Genomic DNA, 24,272 nt, shown 5'->3' on the forward strand with positions numbered 1-24,272 from the left:
GACCCGTCATGGTCTTCTCGATCGAATCGGTCTCCAAGGAATACCGCAGCGGCACGAAAGTTCTGCATGCACTCGATTCCGTGTCCCTGAAAATCGAAGACGGCGAAATCTTCGGCATCATCGGCAAGAGCGGCGCCGGCAAGTCCACTCTGCTGCGATGCCTCAACCTGCTCGAACGCCCCACCAGCGGCCGGATTCTGTTGGGCGACACCGATCTGACTGCGCTGAGCCCGGCGCAGTTGCGCGATGCACGCAAGCGGATCGGTGTCGTGTTCCAGCATTTCAATCTGCTGCATTCCCGCTCCGTCGCCGCCAACATCGCGTTTCCTCTCGAAGTGGCGGGGTATTCGCGGGCAGATCGACGTGCCCGCGTCGACGAACTGATCGAGCTGGTCGGTCTGGAAGACCGACGCGACGCTTTCCCTTCGCAACTGTCCGGTGGCCAGAAACAACGCGTCGGCATCGCGAGAGCCTTGGCGGCTTCACCCGATGTCCTCCTGTGCGACGAGGCCACGAGCGCCCTCGACTCGGACACGACCGACTCGATCCTCGACCTGCTCGCCGACCTCAATCGAGGACTCGGTGTCACCATTGTTCTGATCACCCACGAGCTCAACGTGGTTCGACGGATCTGCCATCGCGCTGCTCTGATCGATCAGGGCCGCATCGTCGACGAGGGAACTCTCACCGAACTGGTCGCGGACCCGGACTCGCCTCTCGGTGAAGCACTGCTGCCGACCGGAACGGTGCGAACATCCCGGACCGGAATTCCGGCGCTCCTCACCTTTGTCGATTCACTGTCGACCTCGCCCGTGATTTCCCAACTCTCACGGGATCTCGACGTCGACGTCACCGTGATCTCCGGCGGGATCGAGGACATCGGAGCCCATCAGGTCGGCCGTCTTCGCGTGGAGTTCGCCTCGCACACGGGACTCGTCAGCGACGAAGAGACAAGAAAGGCTGTCGAAGAACATCTTTCGCAGCGCGGAGTGAAGGTGACGTTCTCATGAACAAGACGTCCTGGCAGGATTCCCTCGGCGAAGCGTGGGAAGCCCTACTCGACACGCTCTACATGGTCGGCGTCTCGTTCGTGCTCACCGTGATCATCGGTATCGCCCTCGGCGTTCTCTTGCACGCGAGCGCGCCCGACGGAATCCGTCCCAACCGCGTCCTCAATTCGGTACTGGGCACCGTGGTGAACATCGGCCGTTCGCTGCCGTTCGTCATCTTGTTGGTTCTACTCATCCCGGCGACGAGGGCGATCGTCGGGACAGCGCTCGGTGCCACGGCAGCTATCGTGCCGCTGACCATCGGCTCGGTGCCATTCTTCGCGCGCGTCGTCGAGAACGCTCTGCGTGAGGTCGATTCCGGACGCGTCGAGGCCGCACGGTCCATGGGCGCTACCGACAAGGACATTGTCGTCAAAGTACTACTGCCCGAATCGGTTCCGGGCTTGGTAGCCGGAGCAACCCTGACGGCGGTGATGCTGATCGGTTTCTCGGCCATGGCAGGCGCCATCGGCGCCGGTGGTCTCGGCGACTTCGCGATCAAGTACGGCTACCAACGATTCAACACCCCGGTGCTGTTCGTCGCAGTCGTGATCTTGATCGTGCTGGTCCAGGCGATCCAGTCGACCGGCGATCTCGTAGTTCGTTCAATGGCGCACAAGCGGTAACCGTTCAGCTCGAGACCATCGCGATCGCAGTTCGCAGGCCGCGCCGCTTACCGGTCTGCGGATCGACGCCGAAGACTTCCTTGATTCCACCGCGGATGCGGAACTTCAACTCCGAATGCGTCTCCGGAGCATCGTCCTGAGACGCGGAGAGAAACCTGTTGGGCAGAGACAACTTCCAGATGGTCCGCAGCGTCAATCCGTACTGCTTCCACAACGGGCCGGTGGTGTACGGGAGGTCGTACTTGTCGCACAGGTCGCGCAGCGGCACAGCGATTTCCGAGTACCGGTTGCTCGGCAAGTCGGGGAAGCAGTGGTGCTCGATCTGGTAGCAGAGGTTGCCGCTCATGAATGCCATGACCGGACCGGCGTGAAAGTTGGCTGACCCCAGCATCTGTCGCAGATACCACTGAGCGCGCGATTCGTTCTCGAATTCCTCGAGCGTGAACTTCTCGGCACCGTCTGGGAAGTGCCCGCAGAAGATGACGGCGTAACTCCAATAGTTGCGGATGAGATTTGCAACGACGTTGGCCGTCAACGTGGTCTTCCACGCCGGACCGGTCAGAGCGGGGAACAGGATGTAATCCTTCGTCACCTGCCGCGCGATCTTCTTTCCGACGTCCTTGGCCATCTCCGATTTCTCGGACCACTTCACCTCGCCCTTGCGGAGTTTGTCCGTTTCCAGGTGATGCAGTGCCACGCCCCACTCGAACAGTGTCGCGAGAACGAAATTCGTGATCGGTTGAAAAAGATAGTCGGCGTGCCACTTCTGATCACGGGTGACGCGCATGATTCCGTAACCCACGTCGTTGTCGAGGCCGACGATGTTGGTGAACTTGTGATGAGTGAAGTTGTGCGAGTGCTTCCATCCCGAGGACGGGCAGGTGTTGTCCCACTCCCAGTTGCTCGAGTGAATCTCGGGATCGTTCATCCAGTCCCACTGGCCGTGGATGATGTTGTGGCCGAGTTCCATGTTCTCGATGATCTTGCCGGCACCCAGGAGCGCAGTCCCCAGAATCCAGGCAGGCTTCTTCTTGCTGGCGAACAAGACGATGCGGCCGGCCACCATCAATGAGCGTTGAAACGCGATCGTTCGCTGGATGTATCGAGCATCGTGCGCTCCGCGCTTCTCCTCGATGTCGAGCCGAATGGCATCCAGCTCGCGCCCGAGCGCCTCGACGTCTTCCTCGGTCAGATGGGCATATTCCTTGATGTCGGTGATCGCCACAGTGTTTCTCCGTATCGGTTTTCTCCGTGCCGCAGGACTGGTCCGTCGGGCGGTACCCCTGGGAGCCGGTGAGGAAACGTCAGCCCCGATATTCATGTGCGTCTTCACGCAATCTATGCCAGAGTCGATATACGTGAGCCCCGAAAACAAGATCACCATCCGCACCGCTACCGAGAGTGACTGGCCGGCTCTCCAACTACTCGACTCGGTGGGGTTCGGTTTTCACCCGTCTCCCGCGGTCAGCGAACTGACGAAGGCGCTCTACAAGCCCGAGGACATCATCCTCGCCGTCGACGGTGACTTACCCGTCGGCGTGGCCATCGAAATCGACATGGAATTCACCGTGCCCGGCGGACGCCAACTCCCCACGCGCGGAATCACCTGGGTATCCGTCGCCCCGACTCACCGTCGTCGTGGCGTCCTACGCTCGATGTTCACTGCACTTCACGCCCACATCGAGTCGACCGGAGCACCACTGGCCGCCCTGACGGCCAGCGAAGCCGGCATCTACAACCGCTTCGGATACGGCCCCGCCACCTTCAGCGAGGGCATCACCCTCGATCGCCGCTTCGCGCGGTTCCGCCCCGAGGTGCCCGACAACGGTGGCGTGTCCATCGTCGACATCAAAGCTGCCTCGACGCTTCTACCCGAGATCTACGACCGCTGGCGGCTGCAGACACCCGGCGCTCAAGTGCGTCCGCAACCGCTCTGGGACCATATGTTCGCCGACCCGTCCGAGGATCGTGACGGCGCCTCCGGACTGTTCTTTCTGACACACGCGGACGGATACATCGCTTACCGGCACACGAGCGAGGGCCGCGACAGCATCGCCCGGATCGACGAGTTCGTGACGATCACCGAAGATGCGCACGCGGCGCTGTGGCGAACGATCTGCGGCCTCGACCTCGTTACCCGGATCGAGACACGCCAGCATCCTGCCGATCCACTCCGGCTGATGCTCACGGACTACCGCCTTGCCCGGACGACGACGCGCTCCGATCGACTGTGGCTGCGCATCATGAACGTGCCCGCGGCTCTCGAGGCTCGTGAATATGCTGCTGACCTGGACACAGTCATCAAGGTCGACGATCCGTTCCTGAAGGCCGGCGGAACTTTCGCGCTTCAGGTCAAGGGCGGCAAGGCCACCTGTACGGTCACTGACGCGGAGCCTGCGATCACGATGCCCTCTGATGTTCTGAGCAGCTTGTACCTGGGCGAGCACCAGGCCAAGTCCTTCGCGGCGGCGCACAGGCTCCACGCGTCCGATCCGCAGGAGATCCGGAATTTCGACTTCGCTTTCAACGCGCAGAAGCCCGCAATTCTCGGGTACGGATTCTGATGATCTTGCCGACACGTGGGTGGACGATTTGTGCCGTCGGCCGTATTCAGGGTTAGCCTCGAACAATGGCGTTTGTCGGAAAGATGGTCAATAGGCTTCCTGAGCGGGTCCTCGTGCGCGTCCTGCCGCACGCAGAAATGCTCAAGTTCCTGGTGGTCGGCGGCATCGCCTTCATCGTCACCACGGTTCTGTTCTTCGGTATCAAGTGGACGGTCCTGCCTCAGCACCCGGTGACGGCCAACATCCTCGCAGTCCTCATCGCGACGGTTCTGTCCTACGTGCTCAACCGCGAATGGTCGTTTGCTCAGCGTGGTGGTAGACAGCGCCATCACGAGGCCGCGCTGTTCTTCATCGTCGCGGGTATCGGTTTGGCCATCAACCAGGTTCCGCTGTGGATCTCCAGCTACGTGTTCCACCTGCGCCAGCCCAACGTCTCCCTCTTCATGGAGAACTTCGCGGACTTCATCAGCGGATCGATCATCGGAACCCTGCTGGCCACGGCCTTCCGCTGGTGGGCCATGCGTCGGTACGTCTTCCCCGAAGAAGCCACCGACAGCCAGGTCGTTCTCGACATCGAAGCGACTCCCGGCACCAAGACACCGACAACCGACGCCACCGCCCTCGACTGACTTTCCGGATCGACGCACCCGATCGCTCGCGCTTCGATCAGAGTTCGTCGATACCGATCAGCCCGTCCTGAAGGGCGCGTGCAAGCAGTGCCATCTTCGTCGGGGCTGTCCGGCCCACTCCGTCGTACTTCCCTCGAATACGGGCGAGGTGCGTATTCACCGTTCCCTCCGCGATGTACAACTCACGGGAGACTTCGGCTTTCGAGTCGCAGCGAATCCAGGTCAACAGCACCTGTACTTCACGCCTACTGAGGCTGGGTGAGTCGGCAGTCTTCATCGGTGGTGTCCCTTACTTCCAGGCTTTCAGCGCGGTCGAACTCCCATGGAAACGGAGCGTGGTCGCGGGGTCACTCCGTTTGTTGACTGACCGCGACGCGTCCACCATGCAATTCGTCGATGCAGGCGTGACGACGCTCGTCGAGGCCCCTCGAGACATTCTCGAACGCGGACTTCGGAGCGAACAGGTCGTCAACCACGCCGGTGCATCGCAGGCCACGTTCTTTCGCAAGTTCCGAACCAAATCCGAATTCATCGAGGCCGTGATCACCAGCCTCACCGAATCGACCTTGCACAGCGCCGACAAAGTGAAGCAGACCGTGCGCGCACAGTTGGTAGCAAACGACGACGCGCTTCGTCCGACGGTCACCACTCTCGTCAAAGAGGCATTCGACGCAATCGTCAACGACGCGTCGACTGCAAGAAGTCTTCTCTCACACATTTTTGCGGGCTCACACCGGCGAACCTCCACCGCTCTGGAAAACGAATATCGTCGACGCGACGAGCTCGTGTCCGCGGCCTACGAGGCCCTCTTCGAGAAAACCGACGCAACACTCCGAAGGCCGTTCACCACCAAGACCTTCGCTGTCACGGTCAATGCGGTGATCGACGGCTTCCGCATTCGTAGCCGCACCGATTCCCGCTCCGTCTCACCCGACATCATGTCCGACGCGCTGCTCGCGATATTGGGTGCCGTCGTCGACACGTCTGGCCTTCACCAACACCTCGATGACGTTGTCAGTCCCATCGACCAGCCCGCGGAGACGCGTCCGCTGCCGCGTGATCCGCGAGCGGCGTTTCTCGCCGCCGCCCGTAGCGAATTCGGCAAACGCGGATACTTCATGACGCAGATCAACGACATCGCCGACACTGCGGCAGTCCCCCGCGCCGCCGCGAACAAACTGTTTCCCACCAAGCCCCACATCCTGGTGGCAGCCCTTCAGAGCCGAGTGGACTCACTGCGAGAAACTGTTGCCGACGACATCCTGATCGGTCTCGGCGACGTCGCGATCATCGAGAACTTCCTACTCCGCTGCGCTCAACTAGCCTCTGACGAAACAGAGTTCATGGATGCACTGCTGGTTGCCGTTGCCCTCGACACCTACGGCGAGCCCGAGAGCCTGCTGTCACTCAAAGAGAAACTCAACATTCCCTCGATCATCGCGCCGATTGTGCAGCGGGGCCAGGACAACGGAGTCTTGTCGACCATCAGTGCTCCGATGGACATCGCCGCGGGAATCACCAACACCCTCCTATTGCGGTGCTTCACCCGCCGAGCCGACAGCCCGGCCGACAACGCAGCCTTCGTCGGCGCGATGCTCCTGAACGGGCTGGCCCATCCCTGATCAGACGGGGCGAATTACGCTACGAGCCCCAGCCGCTTCGAGCATTCGGCCATTTCGTCGATGATCAGTTCCAGCGACGTGCCACGACGGCTGGCGGACAGCACGATTCGATCGGCTCCCAAGCCGCGTGCCCACTCGAGTTTCGCTTCGTCGAGCCTGGGCAGGCTCGCACCGAGTACCAGAGAGACGTCGGCAGAATCTCGATCTGCCTTCACCGCAGCAGCTTTCATCGCTGCAATGGCCTTGTCGAGATCTTCACCGGCGAGTCCCAGCGGCTGGAAACCATCACCCAACCGGCCGGCACGCCGAGCAGCAGCAAGACTGTGTCCACCGATGTAGAGCGGAACTCCGGACTCGCGATGAGGTTTCGGCCAGCTGTACGCACCCTTGAACGAGAAGTAATCGCCGTCGAAATCGACTGCTTCCTTGCCCACCCAGAGTGCACGCATCACCGCGATGGCCTCATCGGCTACCTTGCCGCGGCGCTCGAAGTCACCGCCGCACGCTTCGATCTCTTCCTTCATCCACCCCAGACCGAGGCAGATGCGCAATCGCCCACCCGAAAGGCGATCGAGCGTCGCCAATCGCTTGGCGAGCACCACCGGATTGTGATTTGGCAGCACCAGAACTCCAGTGGACAAGCCCAACGTGGTTGTCGCACCCGCCACGAACGAGAGCAGTTCAAGCGGATCCGGGATGTCGCAGTCATCGGGAAGATGCGATTTGCCGGTCGGAGAATAGGGGTATTCACTCTCGGTGTCGGCGATGACCACCGAGTGCTCCACTGCCGAGATCTCGTCGAAACCCAGCGATTCAGCCGCACGGGCGAATTGCAGAATCCAATCAGGGTCTCCGCTTCGACCCAGTTCGACCGGAACGACCACGCCGAGCTTCATACCGTTTCCTCCAGTGTCGCCATCAATTTCGGACCGTCCACGACGCGACCGACGAACCGGTCCGCATCGGGATCTGTTGCAAGCCACACCGCCGCTGCAGCGGGTACGGATGCCGGTGTGGCCGCAAATCCGGCTTCCACTATTGCTTCCGCGCCACCGCGGGCTTTACCTGATTCCGTGATGACAAATCCCGGACTCAGGTTGAACGCTTTGATTCCGGCGTTTCGATACTCGGAGTTGATCGCTCCGGCGATACGTCCGAACGACGCCTTCGACGCGGCGTACGACAAACCCCAACCACCCTCGCCGGGCGGCGCAGGCGGATCCATGGTCGCCGAACCCGATGCCAGGTTGACCACTACGCCGTTGCCCCTCTTGATCATCGACGGGAGTATCACCTGAACCAGAGCGAGTTGGTGCAGATAATTTCCGATCACCATCGCCTGAGCGTCGTCGATCTCGATGTCGAGCACCCGGTCCATGTTTCCGACCGTCTGCGCGTAGGCGTTGTTCACCAGCACGTCGACATGTCCCCACTCTGCCAGCACCCGTTCACCGGCGCCGCGGACGGATGTCAGATCGAGCAGGTTCATCGGAACGGCCAATGCGCGCACACCGAAGGACTCGATCTCGGCAACCGTCGTCTCCAGGCTGCCGGGCACCGGAATCACTTGCTCGCCTTGCCTGGTTCGCGGGGCTGCCCGCCCCTCTCCTTCACGAACGGTGCGAGCAGTGATTGCTACGTCGAATCCGGCGCGCGCGAATGCAAGCGCGCACTCTCGGCCGATCCCCCGGGAGGCGCCGGTGACCAGCGCAACTCCACTCACAGGAACCGCGAACGGCCGTGTGTCTCGAACTCCTTCTCCAGATTCACCACGTCAGTTTCGGTCATCAACGTGTATTCGGGAGTGCCGCGGCCCACCCAGTGGAACACCGGCTCGTCGGTACGCCAGCGATCGGCCTGAAGCTCACGTTTGAGAACCTTGTTGGAGCCCGTGACGGGCAGGTCGGTCGAAACGCGAACAAATCGTGGCGCCGCCTTGGTACCCAAATCCGCCTGCGCGGCAAGGTAGTCAGCGAACTCGACCGGATCGAAATCGGCGAGATCGGCAACCTCGATCGCAGCCATCACCTGATCACCCGAACGCGGATCCGGCACCGCGAAGACACCCGTGGCAATCACCTTCGGATGACGACGCAGGATGTGCTCGATCATCAGCGCCGAGGTGTTCTCACCGTCGACCCGGATCCAGTCACCCTTGCGTCCGGCGAAGTAGATGAAGCCGGCCTCGTCGACGTAGCCGAGATCGCCTGTCCAATACCAACCGTGGCGAATCTTCTCCGCGATGGCGTCTTCGTTCTTGTAGTACCCCTCGAACTTCTTCGATCCGGCCTTGTCGACCATCTCGCCGATCGATTCGTCGGGGTTGAGCACGTGACCGTGCTCGTCGAGGATCGCGCGGGGGCGCTCTTCGCGGGTGTCGGGATCGACGATGACGATGTTCTCGTTCGCGGGTCGGCCCAGCGCTCCGGCCGGTTGGTTCGGATCGAGCACCACCGAACCGGCACCTTCACTCGAGCCGTATCCCTCGAAAAGTTGTGCACCGAATCGGCGGATGAATTCTGCCTTGTCCCCCGGTGAGGCCTCGGTCCCGAATCCGTGTGTGAGGGTGTTCTCGATGTCGTCCGGTTGTTCTGCCGTCGCCATGAGATACCCCAAGGCCTTACCGACGTAGGTGAAATATGTTGCGCCGTAGAACCGAACGTCCGGCATGAAGCCCGAAGCGGTGAACTTGCGGACGAGGCAGACGGTGGCTCCTTGTGAAAGGGCAGGCGCCCACAGGGCCATCAGCGCGTTGCCGTGGAAGAGCGGCATGCAGCAGTAGCAGACATCGTCGCGGTCGATGTCGTACTTGGCGCAGTTCGCGTAGGCCAACCGTGTCAGGCGCCCCTGGCTGCACCGCACTGCCTTGGACATTCCGGTGGTACCCGAGGTGAAGAGAAGCAGGAACAGAGTCGACGCGTCGACGCCGAGGTCGATTTGAGGCGATTCGACGTGATGCGTTGCAATCTTGTCCGGGTAGGACGCGTCGTCGACGAGCACGAAACGGTCTTCGGTCAGTCCGAGGTCAAGGCCGGACAACTTCTCGTAGCCCGCTTTGTCGGTGACGATCAGCTGGCAGTCGACGTACCGGACCTCGGCCTCGAGCTCGGCTCCACGCCTGGTCGGATTGATGCCGACGATCGTGGCTCCGGTCAGGGCCGCGCCGCCGAGCCAGAACAGGAACTCGGGATCGTTCTCGAGAAGGACTCCGATGTGAAACGGTCCAGGCGCGCGAAGCGACTTCGCAAGCGAGCCACGCGCTGCGCTCTCGCGCACCACTTCGTCCCAGCTCCAGTCCTGCGTCCGCGTCCGCAGACCCAAGTGCTGATCACCGAGACGGTCGATCAACATCTGCGCGACGTCCTCGCGCTGAGGAGCTGCAAGAGCTGCATTCGAAGATGCTTCGGTGGCGGTGTTCGTCATCGTGTCCTGTGTCCTAGTCGATATCGGAATGTCGATTACTCCAACTGCGATACGACTCGAACGTATCGACGCCTCAAAGCCGGAACCGTCTCAGTCTCGCTCAGTGGTAACCGCCGCCACAGATATGATTTTCTCGTGAGATTTTGTGACGTGAAAAGCGCCACAATACGAAAGGCCATTCCATGACTGCCCCCGCAGATCCGCAGTTGCTTCTGGACCAGGCGGTCTCACGCCTCACCGGTCCAGGTGGGCCGTTCGAGATCGTCGAAGAAGAGGTTCTCGGCACCGTCATGCCCGTGATGAAGAACCGTGGTCACGCCATCGGTGAACTCATCTCGGCATCTCGCGCCTGGGGCGACGGCGACTATCTCGTCACCAGCGATCGTCGAATCTCGTTCACCGAGCACGCCGATTCCGTCGCCGCGCTGGCAACTGCTCTGCGGGACAAGTACGGCGTCCGCAAGGGCGACCGTGTGGGCATCCTCGCTGCCAACACTCCCGAATGGGTCATGACGTTCTTCGCGACGCAGGCGCTCGGCGCGATCGCTGTCGGTCTCAACGGTTGGTGGGTTCCGCGCGAGGTCACCCACGGGATCGAGCTCTCACGTCCGAAGGTTCTGGTCGTGGACGCCAAGCGCGGCGCCGCCCTCCCCGAACTGCCGGCAGACATCACGGTCCTCACCATGGAGGAGGATCTGCCCGCGCTCATCGCGGAATATGCAGGCTCCGACGTGCCGAGCACCGACATCGACGAGGACGATCCCGCCGTCATCCTGTTCACCAGTGGTACCAGCGGCCGCCCCAAGGGCGCACTCCACTCGCACCGCAACGTGATGGCCGTCGTCGACTACCACAAGTACAGCGACGCGATCGGCGCAGCATTCACCGGCCGTGAGTACGACGCATCCAAGCCGAGCCCACTGCGTTATCTACTCACCTCCCCGCTCTTCCACATCGCCAGCCTGCACAATCTGGTGGTCCCCCGTCTCGCGACGGGCAGTGCCGTCATCCTGACCGAGGGCGGCTTCGACGTCGACAAGGTGCTCGGATTGGTTGAACGCGAACGCGTCACCAACTGGGGTGCGGTGCCGACGATGGCGTCGCGTCTACTCGAACACGGCAACATCGCCAAGTACGACGTCTCCTCACTGACTGCATTCTCGCTGGCGTCGGCGCCGTCGTCACCCGCTTTCAAGGAACGACTCAAGGAGCAGGTGCCGTTCGCACGCAATGCTCTGGTCGACAGCTACGGTCTCACCGAATGCAGCACCGCCATCGCAGTCGCCGTCGGCGCCGAACTCGAAGAGTTCCCAGGCACTCTCGGACGTCCGATCATCACCGTCTCGATGGAGATTCGCGATCCCTTCGGCGAGTGGCTGCCGGACGGCATCGAAGGTGAAGTGTGCGTGCGCAGCCCGTTCGTCATGCTCGGATACTGGGAGAACGACGAGGCGACCGAGTCTGCAATTGCACCTGGACGCTGGCTCCGCACCGGCGATTTCGGCGTCATCGAGAACGGACGTCTCCGTCTCACCGGTCGTCGTTCCGACCTGATCCTGCGTGGCGGCGAGAACGTCTACCCCACCGAGATCGAGCAGACGCTCGACGAACACCCCGACGTGATCGAGTGCGCTGTCATCGGCATGCCGCACCCCGACCTCGGCCAGGAAGTGTCCGCCGTGGTGGTCCTGCGTCCCGGAGCGGACACCACGGAGGCCGAGTTGCGCGACTACGCCGCCGAGCGCCTGTCCTACTTCAAGGTGCCGTCGAAGTGGCGCATCACCAATGATCTGTTGCCTCGCAACGCAACCGGCAAGATGGTTCGGCGCGAGATCACCGTATGACCGCGGAGCTGTCACGGATCGTCGCCGAGTCGGCGATCCGTGACCTGCTCTGCGAGTACACGCATCTGATCGATCAGGGCAGATTGCGTGAAGTCTCCGCATTGTTCGCCCGGTCCGACTACGGGCAGTGCGGGCCGGACGGGATTGCCACCACGCTCATTTCATCCGACGCCGATGCCGTGTTCGCAGCCTGCAGTGGCTTCATTCGCATGTACGGCGATCCTCCGATTCCACGAACCAAGCACCTGCTGACAAACACGCGGATCGCAGTCGACGGCGAATCGGCGTCGGCGCTCTCGTACATCACGGTCATACAAGGCACTGAAACACTTGCCCTGCAACCCATCCTGTCGGGGCGTTACTTCGATCGTTTCAGCTGCGTCGACGGATCGTGGCAGTTCAGCTCGAGACTCTTCTGTATGGACAACATGGGCGACATGTCCGCTCATGCCAAGCGTGCGCTGTAGAGGAACGACGGTGGAAATCGGCGTCAACGTTCTGGGCCTCGAGGCCCTGTTCGACGGCGAGATTCGCCCGGTTCTGGACTTCGCCGCGCGCGCTGACCGTGCCGGAGTCGATCTGATCTGCACCGGCGATCACCTCGGCTTCAATGCCGACGCACACGCTCGGCGGGTAGTCGAACACAACTTCTTGTTCCCCTTGGATCACCCTTGGTACGAACCGATTTCATTGCTGTCCTCGATCGCTGCAGTGACGGAACGTGCTCGCCTCGGGGTGTCGGTTCTGATCGCCACTGTTCGTCCGGCGGCTCTGCTCGCCAAACAGGTTGCCACACTCGACTCACTGTCCGAAGGTCGAACTGTGATGGGCTTCGGCGTCGGTTGGCAAGAAGCCGAATACACTGCCACCAACATGCCTTTCGATGCGCGATTCGGGCGCATGGAGGAGACTGTCGCAGCGTGTCGCGAACTGTGGACCAATGCCCCGGCCAACTTCAAGGGACGCGACTTCGCCTTCGAGAACTACCACAGCCTCCCACTGCCGATCCAGCCCCGAGTACCAGTGCTCTTCGGGTTCGGACCAAGTCAGCGGAACTTCGACCGCATCGCACGCGTCGCCGACGGTTGGACCGTGAACCCGACCGATCTGGGAACGTTCTCCGACAGTGTCACATTGCTGCGCAACACGTTCGAGGCCCACGACCGTGACCCGGATACCGCACGTGTGCAAGTATCTGCAGCACCGATTCGACGCGACAACGGGTCCGTCGACCTCTCGGCAACGGCAGACAAAGCCCGGGACTGGTTCGACCGCGGCGCGTCCGTCGTCGTCTTTCGACCTGCCGTATTCGACTGCGCAGCCGAAGAACTACCAGAACTACTCGACTGGATGAGCAGCATCAAGGAGGCGTGACATGGACCGGGCACTGCAAGATCTCATCGACAAGCAGGCAATCCGTGAGGTAGTTCTGACGTACTGTCGCGGCATCGACCGCCTCGACTTCGATCTCGTCCGCAGCGCCTACCATCCGGACGCGATCGACCACCACACCGGTTTCGACGGCAACATAGACGAGTACATCGCCTGGGTCACACCGAAACTCTCGGCGATCGGCGGCACGATGCATCACATCGGCAACCACCTGGTCGAACTACACGGCGACCAGGCGATCAGCGAGGCGTATTCGATGTCCACACATTGGGGCGGTCCCGAAGGCATCGGGATGGTCAACTTCACCAGCGGTGCGCGATTCATCGACCACATGGAGCGACGCGACGGTCGTTGGGCGATCAAGGAGCGATGGGCCGTACGAGAGTGGACCCGCTCGGACGAGGGCCGCTTCGTCAACCCCGAAGGGCCTGGACCGCGTGGGCGTCGAGATGCCTCGGATCCGCTGACAGCACTACGCCAAACCCTTGAAATGCGTTGAGGTTCACGATTCGGACTATTCCGACTGGTTTGAAGATTCGGCTGCATTCGAACATGAATTCGAATATGATGAATGCATGTTCAACCCCGCGACAGAGCTTTTCGGTATCTCGGCACAGCTGACCGGTACCGAAACCGATTGTGCGCTGGTTGATCTCATGACAGATCTGCATGCGTGCGAGGCGATGCTGGTCGAACGCAAGCTCGCTGTGATTGCCGAGTTCTTTTCGCGGCGAAGCTCAGAGCATGTCGCCGGTGGTGCGTGGTCGTCGACCGCACACGAGATGGCGGAATCGGAAGTCGGCGCGACACTCACGATGGGTCGCGCCGCGGCCGGGAAATTGATCGGGTTGGGGTTCTCGTTGAAGACTCGGCTGCACCGCACTCGAGCAGCGATGGCGCGTGGCGAGTTGGATCTGTACCAAGTCGGTTTGATCGATTCCGCGACCGCGAACGTGAAAGACGAGCTGATCGACGAGGTGGAACGACAACTGCTCGAACAAGTTCTCGCCCCACCGGTAGCCGGCGGAACGGGCCTGACGGGCAGACGACTTACAGCGGCGATCGATCGGATCGTGGCGATGGTGGACCCAGAAGGTATGCGAGAACGCCGACGTCGTGCGCTCACCGATCGGTTTGTCGGGGTCAGCGCTGCCGAGGACGGGATGGCAAAGATCTTGGGAAGCGTTCCGGCAGAGCAGGCTCGGGCATTCGACGGCCGACTACGCGAGTTGGCAACGTCGGTATGCCGAAACGACTCTCGAACGTACGAGCAGCGGCGAGCCGACGCACTCTTCGAATTGACCAACGGATCACCATTCTTGCCGTGCAACTGTGGCGGAGCTGATTGCCCGCAGGATCGTAGCGGCGGTGTTGTCGTTCGTCGGCCCGTGGTTCACGTCGTGATGACTGATTCCACTCTGCGAGGAGACAGCGAGCCCGCTCACCTCGACGGGTACGGGGTGATCAGCGCTGAGCATGCTCGCGACATCGCCCAAGACGCCGTAATTCGAAACGTCCGAGTACCCGCTGATACCGCCACCGAATCGGTGCCCGGTTCGGCGTACGTCTACCGGCCTGGTTCAGTTCTCGATACCTGGTTGCGGATCATCGCGGGCAGCTGCCAATGGCTGCATTGTGATGTCCCGGCCTGGAATTCCGATCTGGACCACAATGAACCGTTCCATCATGGCGACCCCGAACGCGGCGGCAAGACAGTCGAATCGAATATGAGTGCGTTCTGCCGCAATCATCATCGCCTCAAGCATTCCGATCGCTGGCGGTTCGCGTCGAACGGGGATCGGACCTTGTCGCTGACGTCACCGACCGGGCATCGCTACCGAACGCGACCTGCAGGGATGGCGGCGGGGTCGGCCGAACCGATAGCGCCGCAGGGCGGTCGAAATCGACGGACCCAGGCGGAGAACAAGGCTGCGCGTATCCAGAGTGAACGGAATCGCCGGCGCCGACAGATTCAGAAAAGAGCACAGGAGCACATTCAATGTGAGCAGCGGAAATCACCGCGAGCCCATCGAGAACCCATCGATTACGGAGACGACCCGCCACCGTTCTGAGGTGCCGAGGTGCGTCGACGTGTCGCCGGGGTCAGTCTGACGTCGGCTTGGTGTCGTCATCTCCCGCTGACGGATCGTCTTCGGCAAACGGATCGATGGTGTCGACACCTTCGAGGACGGTCAGCTCTTCTTCAGCCTCGGCCAGGAGGCCCTTGGCTTCAGCTTCGAACTTCTTCTCCCAATCGGACATACCGAGCCCCTTCTCTTCCGAAGCGAGTTCCCGCTGTATCTGAACTCAGACTACGTCGCCGGCGACGAGTTTCGCCTTCCGCTCGAGTCATTACTCATGACCGAGGAATCATGTATCTCGACGGACGGAGCACCCATGCCCGGACAGTTGGAAGGCAAAACCGCACTGATCACCGGAGCCGCCCGAGGTCAGGGCCGAAGCCACGCCGTGCGACTGGCGCAGGAGGGCGCGAACATCATTGCGCTCGACATCTGCCGTCAGATCGAATCGGTGGCCTACCCGATGGGAACCGACGACGATTTGAGGCAGACAACGGCAATGGTCGAGGCCCTCGGGCGACATGTCGTCGCGCGAGAAGTCGACGTTCGCGATTTACCTGCGCTAGAAGCTGCAGTATCCGAAGGAATTGCGGAGTTGGGCAGCCTCGACATCGTCCTGGCCAACGCCGGTATCGGCATGATGTCTCCGGACGTCGACGATGCTCGCGCCTTCCGCGACCAGATGGAGGTCAATCTCTTCGGTGTCTGGAATACCGTCCAGGCCGCAGCGCCCCCGATGATCGAGCAAGGGACAGGCGGCGCAATCGTCCTGACCGGATCAACACTGGGACTTGTCGGTCGCGGAGGTGACGGCACCGGCGGGTCCGACGGCTACTGCGCGAGTAAACATGCCATCGTGGGGCTTGGTCGGACGTGGTCGCACTGGCTTGCTCCCCACAATATTCGTGTCAACTCCGTGCACCCGACGGGCGCGAATACACCCATGGTCGTCAACGACGCCGTCGCGAAACTGTTTGCGGACTCCCCCACATCGAGCGGAGCCGACGTGGGCAACCTCTTGAACGTCGGGCTGATCGAGGCTGCCGACGTCAGCAACGCGATAGCCTGGTTGGTTTCGGATCAGGCTCGATACGTCACAGGTATCGCGTTGCCGGTCGACGCCGGTTTCACGGCCAAATAGACACCGGAATCTCGAGCCGAACAACTGCCGATCAGTCGACGGTCGGCGCCCACTGCACACCGTTGATGTGCCCGCCGCCGTCGACGAAGAGGGTGTTGCCGGTGACGTAGCGGCTGTCGTCACTCGCCAGGAAGGCCGCAACGGGGCCGATGTCGTCGAGGGGATCGCCGATCCGCCCCATCGGGTTCTGTGCGGCCATCACTGCCACGTTCTCCGGATTGGCTTCGGCGACACGCTTGTACGCCGCACTCTGCGCACCGGGACAGATAACGTTGCAGTTCACATGCTTGGGGGCCCACTCGCGGGCAGCAGTGCGAGTCAGCGTTCGCAATGCTTCCTTGGCCGCGTTGTACTGCACCGAGTACATGTGAGCATTCACCCCGTTGAGGCTGCACATGTTGATCACGCGGCCGGTGCCGTGACGCTCGAGTTCCGGCAACGCGGCCTGCATGGCCCAGAAAGCGGCCATCACTGCCATGTCGAAACCGCCGCGCAACTGCTCGTCGGTCATGTTCTCGAGCCGAGCGAAACCGAAAGTCCGCCAAGCATTGTTGACCAGGATGTCGAGGCGCCCGAACCGCTCGACGGCCCGGTCCACCATGGCGACAACCTGCGCTTTGTCGGTGACATCGGTACGGATGAACTCAGCCTCCACGCCCCATTCGTCCCGCAACCACTGGGTGGTTTCGAGGCCCGCTGCCTCGTCGATCTCGGCAACCAACACCGACGCGCCTTCACGCGCGAACGCGCCCGCCACTCCGCGCCCGATGCCCATACCGGCACCGGTGACCACTGCTACACGTCCGTCGAGCTTGCCCACTGGGCCCTCCTTCGTCAGAACCCCTACCTGGGGCGCGGCACGGTCTTGTCGATGAACAGGCCCTCTACCGACACGCACAATTCGCCGTCCGCAGTCTTGATCTCACCGACGGTGTGAATCTTGCGGCCGTCCTTGGAAAGGAATTTGCCGCTGATCGTGAGGGGCTCGAACAGCGGAGTCGGGCGATGGTACCGAGTGCTCAATTGTGCTGTCATGCCGGAAGTTCCGCCCCAGGCGTTCGCGACGCCGAGAACGTGATCGAGCAGCAGCGCCGAAACACCGCCGTGTACATGGCCGGGAGGTCCCTGGTACGGCAGCGTCAACGTGACCACTCCCTGCACCGACCCGTCAGCGAGCCCTTCCAGAACGAGCGGCGGCGCAATGGCATTCTCGGGGCCGGTCACCGGATCGTGACGAGTCACGCCCTCACCGTTCCACATGTCGATCAAACGCTCAGCCACTTCGGGTGAGTGCTGCTCTAGGTGCTCGGCAATGCTGTTGAGTTCCTCCGCAACCCGGTCCAGGTTGGCGTTTCCGCGGTCGGTCCGCAGCATCGCGTCGACAACGCGTCGGGCTGCTGCCGTGGCCCGGTCGACCGGGGCGTCTTGCGGCGGCGACGTCAGAATCGTGCCGCCCGGGTGTGTGGCTGCCGTGGGGTGTGTACCGAGGTCCATCAGTTGATCTCCATTGTTGCGTGTGTGAGAACCGGGGAGTTCTCGCGCTCGGGGCAGGTCGCCGCCAACGTCAACGTGTTGCCGTCCTGCCATACCGAGGTGGTGATGGATTCGCCGGGGAACAGAGAACCGGCAAACCGCACCGAGTAGTTCTTCACCCTCGTCGGATCTCCGTCGAGGATTCCGTCCACCACTGCCTTGCAGACGATGCCGTACGACGCCAGGCCGTGCAGAATCGGAGCGTCGAAGCCCGCCATCTTCGCGAAGGCAGGATCGGCGTGCAGCGGGTTCATGTCTCCACTGAGTCGGTACACCAGCGCCTGTGAGGGACTCGTGCTCGACGTCAGTACCTTGTCGGGCGCCTGATCGGGCACCCCGGCAACAACTTCGGGACCGGCACTGCCGCCGAAGCCACCTTCGCCGCGCGCCCAGATCTGCATTCCGGTGGTCCACAACGGGTTCCCGTCAAGGTCGTGCGCCGCGGTCTCGAGAACGATCACAGCTGCCTTTCCCTTGTCCCAGACGTCGGCGACCCGAGAGGAAATACGAGCAGCACCCGTCGACGGGATCGGCGCGTGAAGTGTCAGAGACTGCCCACCGTGCAGAATCTTGCGCAGGTCGATGTCGATTCCCGGCATACTCATCGACGGTGCCGGCAATACACCCGCCGAAACTCCCTGGCCTGCAACCATTGCAAACGTCGGGAGTACCTTCAGACCCTTTTCGTACACCCAGGTGAGTTCTGCGGGATCCAGAGCATTCGCTCCTGCTCCGAGTCCCAACTGGTAGAGCATGACGTCGCGGTCGGTCCACGACGCTTCGCGCACTGTCGGTTCGGCGGACAACGCCACCTCGAGATCGATAGCCATCAGTTCTCCAAAGTTCCGGCTCGGTAGACCGTCACGACGCACGCGCCGCCCAGTCCGAGGTTGTGCTGCAATCCGATTCGTGCGCCCTCGACCTGGCGAGCGTCCGCGGTCCCGCGAAGCTGCCACGTGAGTTCGGCGCACTGGGCCAGCCCCGTCGCACCCAGCGGGTGTCCCTTCGAGATCAAACCACCCGACGGGTTGACGACCCACTGGCCGCCGTACGTGGTCGCGCCGGATTCGACGAGCCTTCCGCCCTCTCCGACGGCGCACATCCCCAGGCCCTCGTAGGTGATGATCTCGTTGATCGCGAAGCAGTCGTGCAGTTCGATGACGTCGACGTCTTCGATGCTGATGCCGGCTTCGGCAAAGACCTGCTCGGCGGCCGCCGCCGTCATCGGCGCGCCGACAACGTCGATCATCGACCTCTCGGCAAACGCTGCCTCGGTGTCGGTGGTCATGGCCTGAGCGACGATCTCGATCGCGCGGCCCTCGAGTCCGTGCTCACGGACGAACTTCTCACTCACGACGATCGCGGCTCCGGCGCCGTCCGAAGTCGGCGAGCACTGCGAACGTGTCAGTGGATCGTGAATCATCTTGTCACCGAGCACCTGTTCGAGGGTGTACTCGTCACGGAACTGCGCATACGGGTTGTTGACCGAGTGCTTGTGGTTCTTGACCGCCACGGCTGCAATCTGTTCGACCGTCGTGCCGTACTTCTTCATGTGTTCGACGGCAGCATTGCCGAACAGCTGCGCAGTCATGGGTGAGCGCGCGAAACCGTAGTCCTCGACCATGATCTTCAGCTGCGAGTCCAAAGTCGTGACCTTGGGCATCTCACCGGTGCCGGTCAGTGCAGTTTTGGTCATCTTCTCGAAGCCGACGGCCAAAGCGCACTCGGCTTGCCCGGCCTGGACCCATTCGCGCGCGGTCATCAGTGCCGTCGAGCCGGTGGCGCAGTTGTTGTTGACGTTGAAGATCGGAATGCCGGTCAGACCGGTCTCGTAGAGAGCTCGCTGTCCTGCTGTCGACGCATTGAACACGTAACCGACTGCAGCGCGCTGGATCTGGTCGTAGCCGATCCCGGCATCGGCCAGGGCATTCGAGACGGCTTCGGTCACCATGTCCGGGTATTCCCAGTCGCGGGTCTCGATCTTCTCGAACTTGGTCATGCCCACGCCGATGACGAAGGTGCGATTGCTCATGTGCAGGTCACTTTCCCGGTTCGGGGTCGCGAGGCAGACCCAGGATTCGCTCACCGATGATGTTGAGCTGAACATTGGTTGTACCACCCGCGATGGACATGCACTGCGAGTTCAAGAACATCTGGGTTGCAGACATCCGATGCTGGTCGCCCAGAAGTGAACTCGGCCCGGCCCACTCCATTGCCACATCCCAGACCTGCTGGATGTGCTCGACACCGATCAACTTTGCCACCGAGGACTCGGCGCCCGGCTGCGCGCCGGTGAGCGAGCGCAGCGTGGTGCGCAGACCGAGCAGACCGCCGGATTGCGCGTCGCACAGCACCTTTCCGAGAACGGTCAACTGCTCGTCGTCGATGCCACCGGGCAGTCCGTCGACCAGGCTCAGAAGAGCCTCGCCACCCGATCCGAGAGACGAGTCGTTGGACAACGAGACACGCTCGTTGGCCAGCGTGGTGCGAGCGAGCTTCCAGCCGTCGCCTGGCTCGCCGACCAGGCACTCGTCAGGAACGAAGACGTCGTCGAAGAAGACTTCGTTGAACAGTGCTTCACCGGTGATCTCGCGCAGCGGACGAATGTCGAGGCCACTGTTCTTGATGTCGATGAGGAAGTAGGACAGGCCCTTGTGCTTGGGTGCGTCAGCGTCGGTGCGCGCGAGGCAGATTCCCCAGTGCGCGTCGCGTGCCATCGACGTCCACACCTTCTGGCCCTGCAACTTCCAGCCACCGTCGACCTTGGTAGCCTTGGTACTCAGGGCCGCGAGGTCGGAACCTGCGCCGGGCTCGGAGAAGAGCTGGCACCAGACTATGTCGCCGCGCAGTGACGGCGGGACGAACTTGGCAAGCTGCTCTTCGTTGCCGTGCGCGATGAGCGTCGGGATGACCCAGTTGCCGATGATCATGTCGTGCGGCTTGATCTTCGCCGCGCGCAATTCCTCGGCGATCACGAGCTGGCTGACAGCATCGGCGGACTTGCCCCACGGAGCCGTGAAGTGCGGTGCGGTGTAGCCCTTTTCCGCGAGATACGTCTTCTGTGCGGCGCCTTCGAGTTCGAGAGCAGGAGCAAGTTCAGCGCGAACGTCGGCGCGGATCGCCTCTGCCTCCGGCGGCAACTCGATGCTGAGCACGCGACGGGCGCCGGCAATGGTCAGCTCCGCAACACGACGACGCCAAGATGCCGTGGAACCCAGCAGAATTCGCAAGGACTGCGCGCGGCGCAGGTACAGGTGCGCGTCATGCTCCCACGTGTAACCGATTCCGCCAAGCACCTGGATGCAGTCACGCGTGACGGAAAAGCCTGCCTCCAGGGCCGTGGCTCCGGCGACTGCTGCTGCGAGAGAAGCCTCTTCGGCACCGACGCCGTTCGCCGGTGTCAGCGCACGCGCAGCGTCCCAAGCGCAGACGCGCGCCTGCTCGGCAAGAGCGAGCATGCGGGCAGCCTTGTGCTTGACTCCCTGGAACTGGCCGATCGCGCGACCGAACTGCTGACGCACCTTCGCGTAGTCGGCCGAGGTCGTGACTGCCCAGTCGGCCAAGCCTGATGCCTCGGCCGCGAACAGTGTTGCGGCAATGTCGAGTACACGCTGGGTATCGATGGTGAGGATCTCGGAATCGGTGAGGACCAAACCATCGACGGTGACCTCGGAGTTACGACGCACGACGTCATAGCTGGCCAAGTCCGTGACCTCGAGACGATCGCGTTCGAGCAACACGAATCCGCTGTCGGTCGCGAGCAGGAACACGTCGCCGACATGACCGCCGAGAATGTGGCTGGACGTACCACTCAGAGTGGCGACACCACCGTCGCGTGTGATCTTCAGTGAACCCGGCTGCAGTGCAACAGCTCCGAGAGTACTGCCGTCCACGAGCGCCGGTAGCCCGCCGGTCACCCCGGCATCGCTGAGTACGGCGCTGACCACTACCGTCGGCAGGAACGGTCCGGGAACCATCGAGCGTCCCAGTTCCTCGACGACGATAGCGAGTTCGACCAATCCGTATCCGGCACCGCCGAATTCCTCGGCTACGTGCAGTCCGAGAAGTCCCTGCTCGGCAAGCCCGTTCCAGAGTTGGGGGCGGGTTTCGACCTTCGCCTCGACCGCTTCACGGATGACGGTGGGTGTTGCGTGACGCGCCGCCCAGCCCCGTACGGAGTCGCGGAGGTCACGATCTTCTTCACTCAATCCAATAGTCATGTCTACCTCGTCAATTCGACAGTGTCAGTACGGGTCAGATGCGTTCGATGATGGTGGCGGTCGAGAGAGCGCCACCGGCGCACATCGTGACCAGAGCCGTCGACTTGTTCGAGCGCTCGAGTTCGTGCAGCGCAGTGGTGATCAGACGAGCACCCGTCGAGCCGACGGGATGCCCGAGCGCGATCGCACCACCGTTGACGTTGACCTTGGACAGGTCGGCGCCGTGAACCTGCGCCCAGGAGAGCACGACGGATGCAAATGCTTCGTTGATTTCGACGAGATCGATGTCGTCCAAGGTCATTTTGGCCTTGTCGAGCACCATCTGGGTGGATTCGATAGGACCGTCGAGGTGGTAGAACGGGTCGGATCCGATCATGCCGGACGCGATGATCCGCGCGCGGGGCTTCAATCCCAGTTCCTGTGCGCGCTCTTCGCTCATCAGCAGTACCGCAGCGGCGCCATCACTGATCTGCGACGAGTTTCCGGCGGTATGGATGTGGCCCTCGATAACCGGCTCGAGCCCGGCGAGCGCTTCTGCCGTCGTCTCACGCAGTCCCCCGTCGCGAGTGACAGTGGCAATCTCACCAGTGGGCACGCCTTCCTTGTCCACCACCGGAGCCTTGACAGGAACGATCTCGCGGTCGAAGCGGCCTTCCGCCCAGGCCTGAGCTGCGCGGCGCTGCGACTCGAGACCGAAGGCGTCGACGTCGGCGCGCGTGATGCCGCGTTTTTCGGCGATGCGCTGCGCCGAGGTGAACTGATCACCCATGTCGATGGTCCAGTCGTCCGGGTACGGGTTCCCCGTTCCGGGCGCATTTGCCTGGCCCAGGAACACACGGCTCATGGCCTCGACGCCGCAACCGATACCGGCCGAGATCTGACCGGAGGAAATCAGGCCGGAGATCAAATGCACTGCCTGCTGGGCAGATCCACAGGCGCAGTCGATAGTGGTTGCCGCTGTGCTGTACGGCAATCCGGCGTGCAACCACGCCTGCCGCGTGACGTTGTTGGACTGCTCACCCGCCTGGGTGACACAGCCACCGATGATCTGTCCGATGTCTTCCGGTGCTACGCCTGCCCGCTCGAGAACGCCGAGCTGCGCTGCTCCCAGAATTTCGGCGGGGTGCAGTCCCGCCAGGGCGCCGCGACGACGGCCGATCGGTGTCCGAGCGGCCTCGACGATGACTGCATGACCCATGATGTTCGCTCCTTCGTGGAGTTTTCGGTCGGTGAGCTGGCTCACCGTTCAATTTTCTGTAATTTATTCTATTAATGATGTCAGGGCAATGTCCGGATTGACATCAACTCTGAACCCGTGCCGATCCAAAAATAGAATTGATTTCAATTTTGAAGACATGACGAACCCCCCGAGGAGGGGCGAGGTCACGTCAGTGTCGTGAGAGATTCACCAGAAGCAGGTCGCATCCCTTGCGGATGTCGTACTCCGCATCGGGGATGGAGATTCGACCGTTGAGGCACGATTGGATGACCCCGAACCACAGCTGCATCAGCAGACGCAGCCCGGTGTTGTCATCTTCGGTGGGGTTCTCGATCCCAGCCGCATCGAGGATGATCTGCCGGAATCCGCGATCGATCTTGCCCACGTCCGGCACCGTCGCGACGTTGGCGGTACTGGACGACTGCAGCATCGCAGTCGAGAGAGCCGGCCGACGCAGTAACCCGCGAGTGGCGCGAACCAATACCTCGTACACCGCATCCTGTGGATTGTCCGACTGAACCTGATGCCTGGCAAAGCTGGCACCGATCTGATCGATCTGCTCGACCATCACAGCGACGAAGAGGTGCGTCTTCGAGGGGAAATAGCGATAAAGAGTGCCGATGGCCACGCCCGCCCGCTTGGCGACCTCGTGCATCTGTACCCGTGAGAGTTCCTTCTCGGTCCCCAATTCGGCGGCCGCTTCCAGCATCCGCACATGGCGCGCCCGCTGCTCGTCCGAACTGGGCTCTGCAGCGTCCCTGACCTCGGCAATTCTCGGCAACGTCGCCCCCATCATCGATTCTGTGTCCCGGTCGCGAACGACCTCGCCAATTCTCTCATCTCGACCACCCATCTCGGCATATTGCCCGCTCAGTGGGACCTGGCATGGCCTTCTCTCGCCGTGCGGTATTCCGTGGACACCCCACCCT

At 62.1% G+C, this 24,272-nt stretch carries 24 protein-coding genes; 11 read left to right on the top strand and 13 right to left on the bottom strand.

Features of this window, described 5'->3' with window-relative positions:
- Positions 1 to 8 precede the first annotated feature (8 nt).
- Both ABWI03_RS01620 and ABWI03_RS01625 read left to right on the top strand, forming a co-directional pair.
- Complete coding sequence (locus tag ABWI03_RS01620) at positions 9 to 1,010, top strand: methionine ABC transporter ATP-binding protein (RefSeq protein ID WP_298777161.1); 1,002 nt, start codon at positions 9 to 11, stop codon at positions 1,008 to 1,010.
- Positions 1,007 to 1,675, top strand: a complete 669-nt coding sequence (locus tag ABWI03_RS01625) for a methionine ABC transporter permease (protein WP_166809122.1) — start codon at positions 1,007 to 1,009, stop codon at positions 1,673 to 1,675. Before ABWI03_RS01620 ends, ABWI03_RS01625 begins: the two co-directional genes overlap by 4 nt.
- 4 nt (positions 1,676 to 1,679) lie before the next feature.
- Here the strand turns inward: ABWI03_RS01625 and ABWI03_RS01630 are convergent, their stop codons facing one another.
- Positions 1,680 to 2,900, bottom strand: a complete 1,221-nt coding sequence (locus ABWI03_RS01630; protein ID WP_095968485.1) for a fatty acid desaturase family protein — start codon at positions 2,898 to 2,900, stop codon at positions 1,680 to 1,682.
- A gap of 133 nt (positions 2,901 to 3,033) precedes the next feature.
- On the opposite strand from ABWI03_RS01630, the gene ABWI03_RS01635 reads away from it, so the two are divergent.
- Complete coding sequence (locus ABWI03_RS01635; RefSeq protein ID WP_397488160.1) at positions 3,034 to 4,239, top strand: enhanced intracellular survival protein Eis; 1,206 nt, start codon at positions 3,034 to 3,036, stop codon at positions 4,237 to 4,239.
- A 65-nt stretch (positions 4,240 to 4,304) separates the two neighbouring features.
- Positions 4,305 to 4,868 (top strand): GtrA family protein, encoded by a 564-nt coding sequence (locus ABWI03_RS01640; RefSeq protein WP_095968483.1) that lies wholly within the window; start codon positions 4,305 to 4,307, stop codon positions 4,866 to 4,868.
- A 37-nt stretch (positions 4,869 to 4,905) separates the two neighbouring features.
- On the opposite strand, the gene ABWI03_RS01645 is transcribed toward ABWI03_RS01640, so the two are convergent.
- On the bottom strand, positions 4,906 to 5,145 hold the full coding sequence (locus ABWI03_RS01645; protein WP_095968482.1) for a helix-turn-helix transcriptional regulator: 240 nt from the start codon (positions 5,143 to 5,145) through the stop codon (positions 4,906 to 4,908).
- A gap of 58 nt (positions 5,146 to 5,203) precedes the next feature.
- Here ABWI03_RS01645 and ABWI03_RS01650 point away from each other — a divergent pair, with 58 nt between their 5' ends.
- Entirely contained in the window at positions 5,204 to 6,490 is a 1,287-nt protein-coding gene (locus ABWI03_RS01650; protein WP_298777160.1) for a TetR/AcrR family transcriptional regulator, read from the top strand.
- Positions 6,491 to 6,504: 14 nt separating this feature from the next.
- On the opposite strand, the gene ABWI03_RS01655 is transcribed toward ABWI03_RS01650, so the two are convergent.
- Genes ABWI03_RS01655 through casI form a run of 3 tightly spaced genes read right to left on the bottom strand, consistent with a single transcriptional unit; the run spans position 6,505 to position 9,841 of the window.
- Positions 6,505 to 7,386 (bottom strand): LLM class F420-dependent oxidoreductase, encoded by an 882-nt coding sequence (locus ABWI03_RS01655; protein WP_095968480.1) that lies wholly within the window; start codon positions 7,384 to 7,386, stop codon positions 6,505 to 6,507.
- Positions 7,383 to 8,213, bottom strand: a complete 831-nt coding sequence (locus tag ABWI03_RS01660; protein WP_095968479.1) for an SDR family NAD(P)-dependent oxidoreductase — start codon at positions 8,211 to 8,213, stop codon at positions 7,383 to 7,385. The genes ABWI03_RS01655 and ABWI03_RS01660 overlap by 4 nt, the downstream gene beginning before the upstream one ends.
- On the bottom strand, positions 8,210 to 9,841 hold the full coding sequence (gene casI, locus ABWI03_RS01665; protein WP_397488172.1) for a steroid-22-oyl-CoA synthetase: 1,632 nt from the start codon (positions 9,839 to 9,841) through the stop codon (positions 8,210 to 8,212). The genes ABWI03_RS01660 and casI overlap by 4 nt, the downstream gene beginning before the upstream one ends.
- 254 nt (positions 9,842 to 10,095) lie before the next feature.
- On the opposite strand from casI, the gene casG reads away from it, so the two are divergent.
- The 5 genes from casG to ABWI03_RS01690 all read left to right on the top strand — a co-directional run bounded on the left by casG (position 10,096) and on the right by ABWI03_RS01690 (position 15,221).
- Positions 10,096 to 11,757 carry a steroid-24-oyl-CoA synthetase gene (casG, locus tag ABWI03_RS01670; protein ID WP_095968477.1) on the top strand — a complete coding sequence of 554 codons (1,662 nt, stop codon included), beginning with the start codon at positions 10,096 to 10,098 and terminating at the stop codon, positions 11,755 to 11,757.
- A complete protein-coding gene (locus tag ABWI03_RS01675) occupies positions 11,754 to 12,224 on the top strand; it encodes a nuclear transport factor 2 family protein (protein WP_298777159.1) in 471 nt (156 codons plus the stop codon). Before casG ends, ABWI03_RS01675 begins: the two co-directional genes overlap by 4 nt.
- Before the next feature lie 10 nt (positions 12,225 to 12,234).
- Complete coding sequence (locus tag ABWI03_RS01680; RefSeq protein WP_298777158.1) at positions 12,235 to 13,131, top strand: TIGR03619 family F420-dependent LLM class oxidoreductase; 897 nt, start codon at positions 12,235 to 12,237, stop codon at positions 13,129 to 13,131.
- 1 nt (position 13,132) lies between these two features.
- Complete coding sequence (locus ABWI03_RS01685) at positions 13,133 to 13,648, top strand: nuclear transport factor 2 family protein (protein WP_095968474.1); 516 nt, start codon at positions 13,133 to 13,135, stop codon at positions 13,646 to 13,648.
- A 76-nt stretch (positions 13,649 to 13,724) separates the two neighbouring features.
- Complete coding sequence (locus ABWI03_RS01690; RefSeq protein ID WP_298777157.1) at positions 13,725 to 15,221, top strand: DUF222 domain-containing protein; 1,497 nt, start codon at positions 13,725 to 13,727, stop codon at positions 15,219 to 15,221.
- Positions 15,222 to 15,252: 31 nt separating this feature from the next.
- Here the strand turns inward: ABWI03_RS01690 and ABWI03_RS01695 are convergent, their stop codons facing one another.
- On the bottom strand, positions 15,253 to 15,411 hold the full coding sequence (locus ABWI03_RS01695) for a hypothetical protein (protein ID WP_296551930.1): 159 nt from the start codon (positions 15,409 to 15,411) through the stop codon (positions 15,253 to 15,255).
- 135 nt (positions 15,412 to 15,546) lie between these two features.
- Between ABWI03_RS01695 and ABWI03_RS01700 the strand changes: the two genes are divergently transcribed.
- Complete coding sequence (locus tag ABWI03_RS01700; RefSeq protein WP_124569632.1) at positions 15,547 to 16,371, top strand: mycofactocin-coupled SDR family oxidoreductase; 825 nt, start codon at positions 15,547 to 15,549, stop codon at positions 16,369 to 16,371.
- Between the two features lie 31 nt (positions 16,372 to 16,402).
- Here the strand turns inward: ABWI03_RS01700 and ABWI03_RS01705 are convergent, their stop codons facing one another.
- The 7 genes from ABWI03_RS01705 to ABWI03_RS01735 all read right to left on the bottom strand — a co-directional run bounded on the left by ABWI03_RS01705 (position 16,403) and on the right by ABWI03_RS01735 (position 24,139).
- Entirely contained in the window at positions 16,403 to 17,191 is a 789-nt protein-coding gene (locus ABWI03_RS01705; protein WP_298777156.1) for an SDR family NAD(P)-dependent oxidoreductase, read from the bottom strand.
- Between the two features lie 23 nt (positions 17,192 to 17,214).
- The gene (locus ABWI03_RS01710) at positions 17,215 to 17,865 is read right to left on the bottom strand and encodes a PaaI family thioesterase (protein WP_019745318.1); all 651 of its coding nucleotides are present in this window, start codon (positions 17,863 to 17,865) and stop codon (positions 17,215 to 17,217) included.
- Positions 17,865 to 18,734: a MaoC/PaaZ C-terminal domain-containing protein gene (locus ABWI03_RS01715; RefSeq protein WP_235170314.1), complete on the bottom strand. Its 870-nt coding sequence runs from the start codon at positions 18,732 to 18,734 to the stop codon at positions 17,865 to 17,867. The genes ABWI03_RS01710 and ABWI03_RS01715 overlap by 1 nt, the downstream gene beginning before the upstream one ends.
- Positions 18,734 to 19,936, bottom strand: a complete 1,203-nt coding sequence (locus tag ABWI03_RS01720; RefSeq protein WP_298777155.1) for a lipid-transfer protein — start codon at positions 19,934 to 19,936, stop codon at positions 18,734 to 18,736. The genes ABWI03_RS01715 and ABWI03_RS01720 overlap by 1 nt, the downstream gene beginning before the upstream one ends.
- A 7-nt stretch (positions 19,937 to 19,943) precedes the next feature.
- Positions 19,944 to 22,124, bottom strand: a complete 2,181-nt coding sequence (locus ABWI03_RS01725; RefSeq protein ID WP_298777154.1) for an acyl-CoA dehydrogenase family protein — start codon at positions 22,122 to 22,124, stop codon at positions 19,944 to 19,946.
- A gap of 34 nt (positions 22,125 to 22,158) precedes the next feature.
- Positions 22,159 to 23,322: a steroid 3-ketoacyl-CoA thiolase gene (locus ABWI03_RS01730; protein ID WP_235172350.1), complete on the bottom strand. Its 1,164-nt coding sequence runs from the start codon at positions 23,320 to 23,322 to the stop codon at positions 22,159 to 22,161.
- Positions 23,323 to 23,512: 190 nt separating this feature from the next.
- Positions 23,513 to 24,139: a TetR/AcrR family transcriptional regulator gene (locus tag ABWI03_RS01735; RefSeq protein ID WP_296552171.1), complete on the bottom strand. Its 627-nt coding sequence runs from the start codon at positions 24,137 to 24,139 to the stop codon at positions 23,513 to 23,515.
- Between the last annotated feature and the right edge of the window lie 133 nt (positions 24,140 to 24,272).

This window comes from Rhodococcus baikonurensis, assembly GCF_040489275.1.
Lineage (GTDB): Bacteria > Actinomycetota > Actinomycetes > Mycobacteriales > Mycobacteriaceae > Rhodococcus_F > Rhodococcus_F baikonurensis.

What these genes read in the sequence shown, in the direction of transcription:
- ABWI03_RS01620 (WP_298777161.1), top strand. Translation starts at nt 9, where the DNA reads ATGGTCTTCTCGATCGAATCGGTCTCCAAGGAATACCGCAGCGGCACG.
- ABWI03_RS01625 (WP_166809122.1), top strand. Translation starts at nt 1,007, where the DNA reads ATGAACAAGACGTCCTGGCAGGATTCCCTCGGCGAAGCGTGGGAAGCC.
- ABWI03_RS01640 (WP_095968483.1), top strand. Translation starts at nt 4,305, where the DNA reads ATGGCGTTTGTCGGAAAGATGGTCAATAGGCTTCCTGAGCGGGTCCTC.
- ABWI03_RS01645 (WP_095968482.1), bottom strand. Translation starts at nt 5,145, where the DNA reads ATGAAGACTGCCGACTCACCCAGCCTCAGTAGGCGTGAAGTACAGGTG.
- ABWI03_RS01655 (WP_095968480.1), bottom strand. Translation starts at nt 7,386, where the DNA reads ATGAAGCTCGGCGTGGTCGTTCCGGTCGAACTGGGTCGAAGCGGAGAC.
- casI (WP_397488172.1), bottom strand. Translation starts at nt 9,841, where the DNA reads ATGTTGATCGACCGTCTCGGTGATCAGCACTTGGGTCTGCGGACGCGG.
- casG (WP_095968477.1), top strand. Translation starts at nt 10,096, where the DNA reads ATGACTGCCCCCGCAGATCCGCAGTTGCTTCTGGACCAGGCGGTCTCA.
- ABWI03_RS01675 (WP_298777159.1), top strand. Translation starts at nt 11,754, where the DNA reads ATGACCGCGGAGCTGTCACGGATCGTCGCCGAGTCGGCGATCCGTGAC.
- ABWI03_RS01685 (WP_095968474.1), top strand. Translation starts at nt 13,133, where the DNA reads ATGGACCGGGCACTGCAAGATCTCATCGACAAGCAGGCAATCCGTGAG.
- ABWI03_RS01690 (WP_298777157.1), top strand. Translation starts at nt 13,725, where the DNA reads ATGTTCAACCCCGCGACAGAGCTTTTCGGTATCTCGGCACAGCTGACC.
- ABWI03_RS01695 (WP_296551930.1), bottom strand. Translation starts at nt 15,411, where the DNA reads ATGTCCGATTGGGAGAAGAAGTTCGAAGCTGAAGCCAAGGGCCTCCTG.
- ABWI03_RS01700 (WP_124569632.1), top strand. Translation starts at nt 15,547, where the DNA reads ATGCCCGGACAGTTGGAAGGCAAAACCGCACTGATCACCGGAGCCGCC.
- ABWI03_RS01710 (WP_019745318.1), bottom strand. Translation starts at nt 17,865, where the DNA reads ATGGACCTCGGTACACACCCCACGGCAGCCACACACCCGGGCGGCACG.
- ABWI03_RS01715 (WP_235170314.1), bottom strand. Translation starts at nt 18,734, where the DNA reads ATGGCTATCGATCTCGAGGTGGCGTTGTCCGCCGAACCGACAGTGCGC.
- ABWI03_RS01720 (WP_298777155.1), bottom strand. Translation starts at nt 19,936, where the DNA reads ATGAGCAATCGCACCTTCGTCATCGGCGTGGGCATGACCAAGTTCGAG.
- ABWI03_RS01725 (WP_298777154.1), bottom strand. Translation starts at nt 22,124, where the DNA reads ATGACTATTGGATTGAGTGAAGAAGATCGTGACCTCCGCGACTCCGTA.
- ABWI03_RS01730 (WP_235172350.1), bottom strand. Translation starts at nt 23,322, where the DNA reads ATGGGTCATGCAGTCATCGTCGAGGCCGCTCGGACACCGATCGGCCGT.
- ABWI03_RS01735 (WP_296552171.1), bottom strand. Translation starts at nt 24,139, where the DNA reads ATGATGGGGGCGACGTTGCCGAGAATTGCCGAGGTCAGGGACGCTGCA.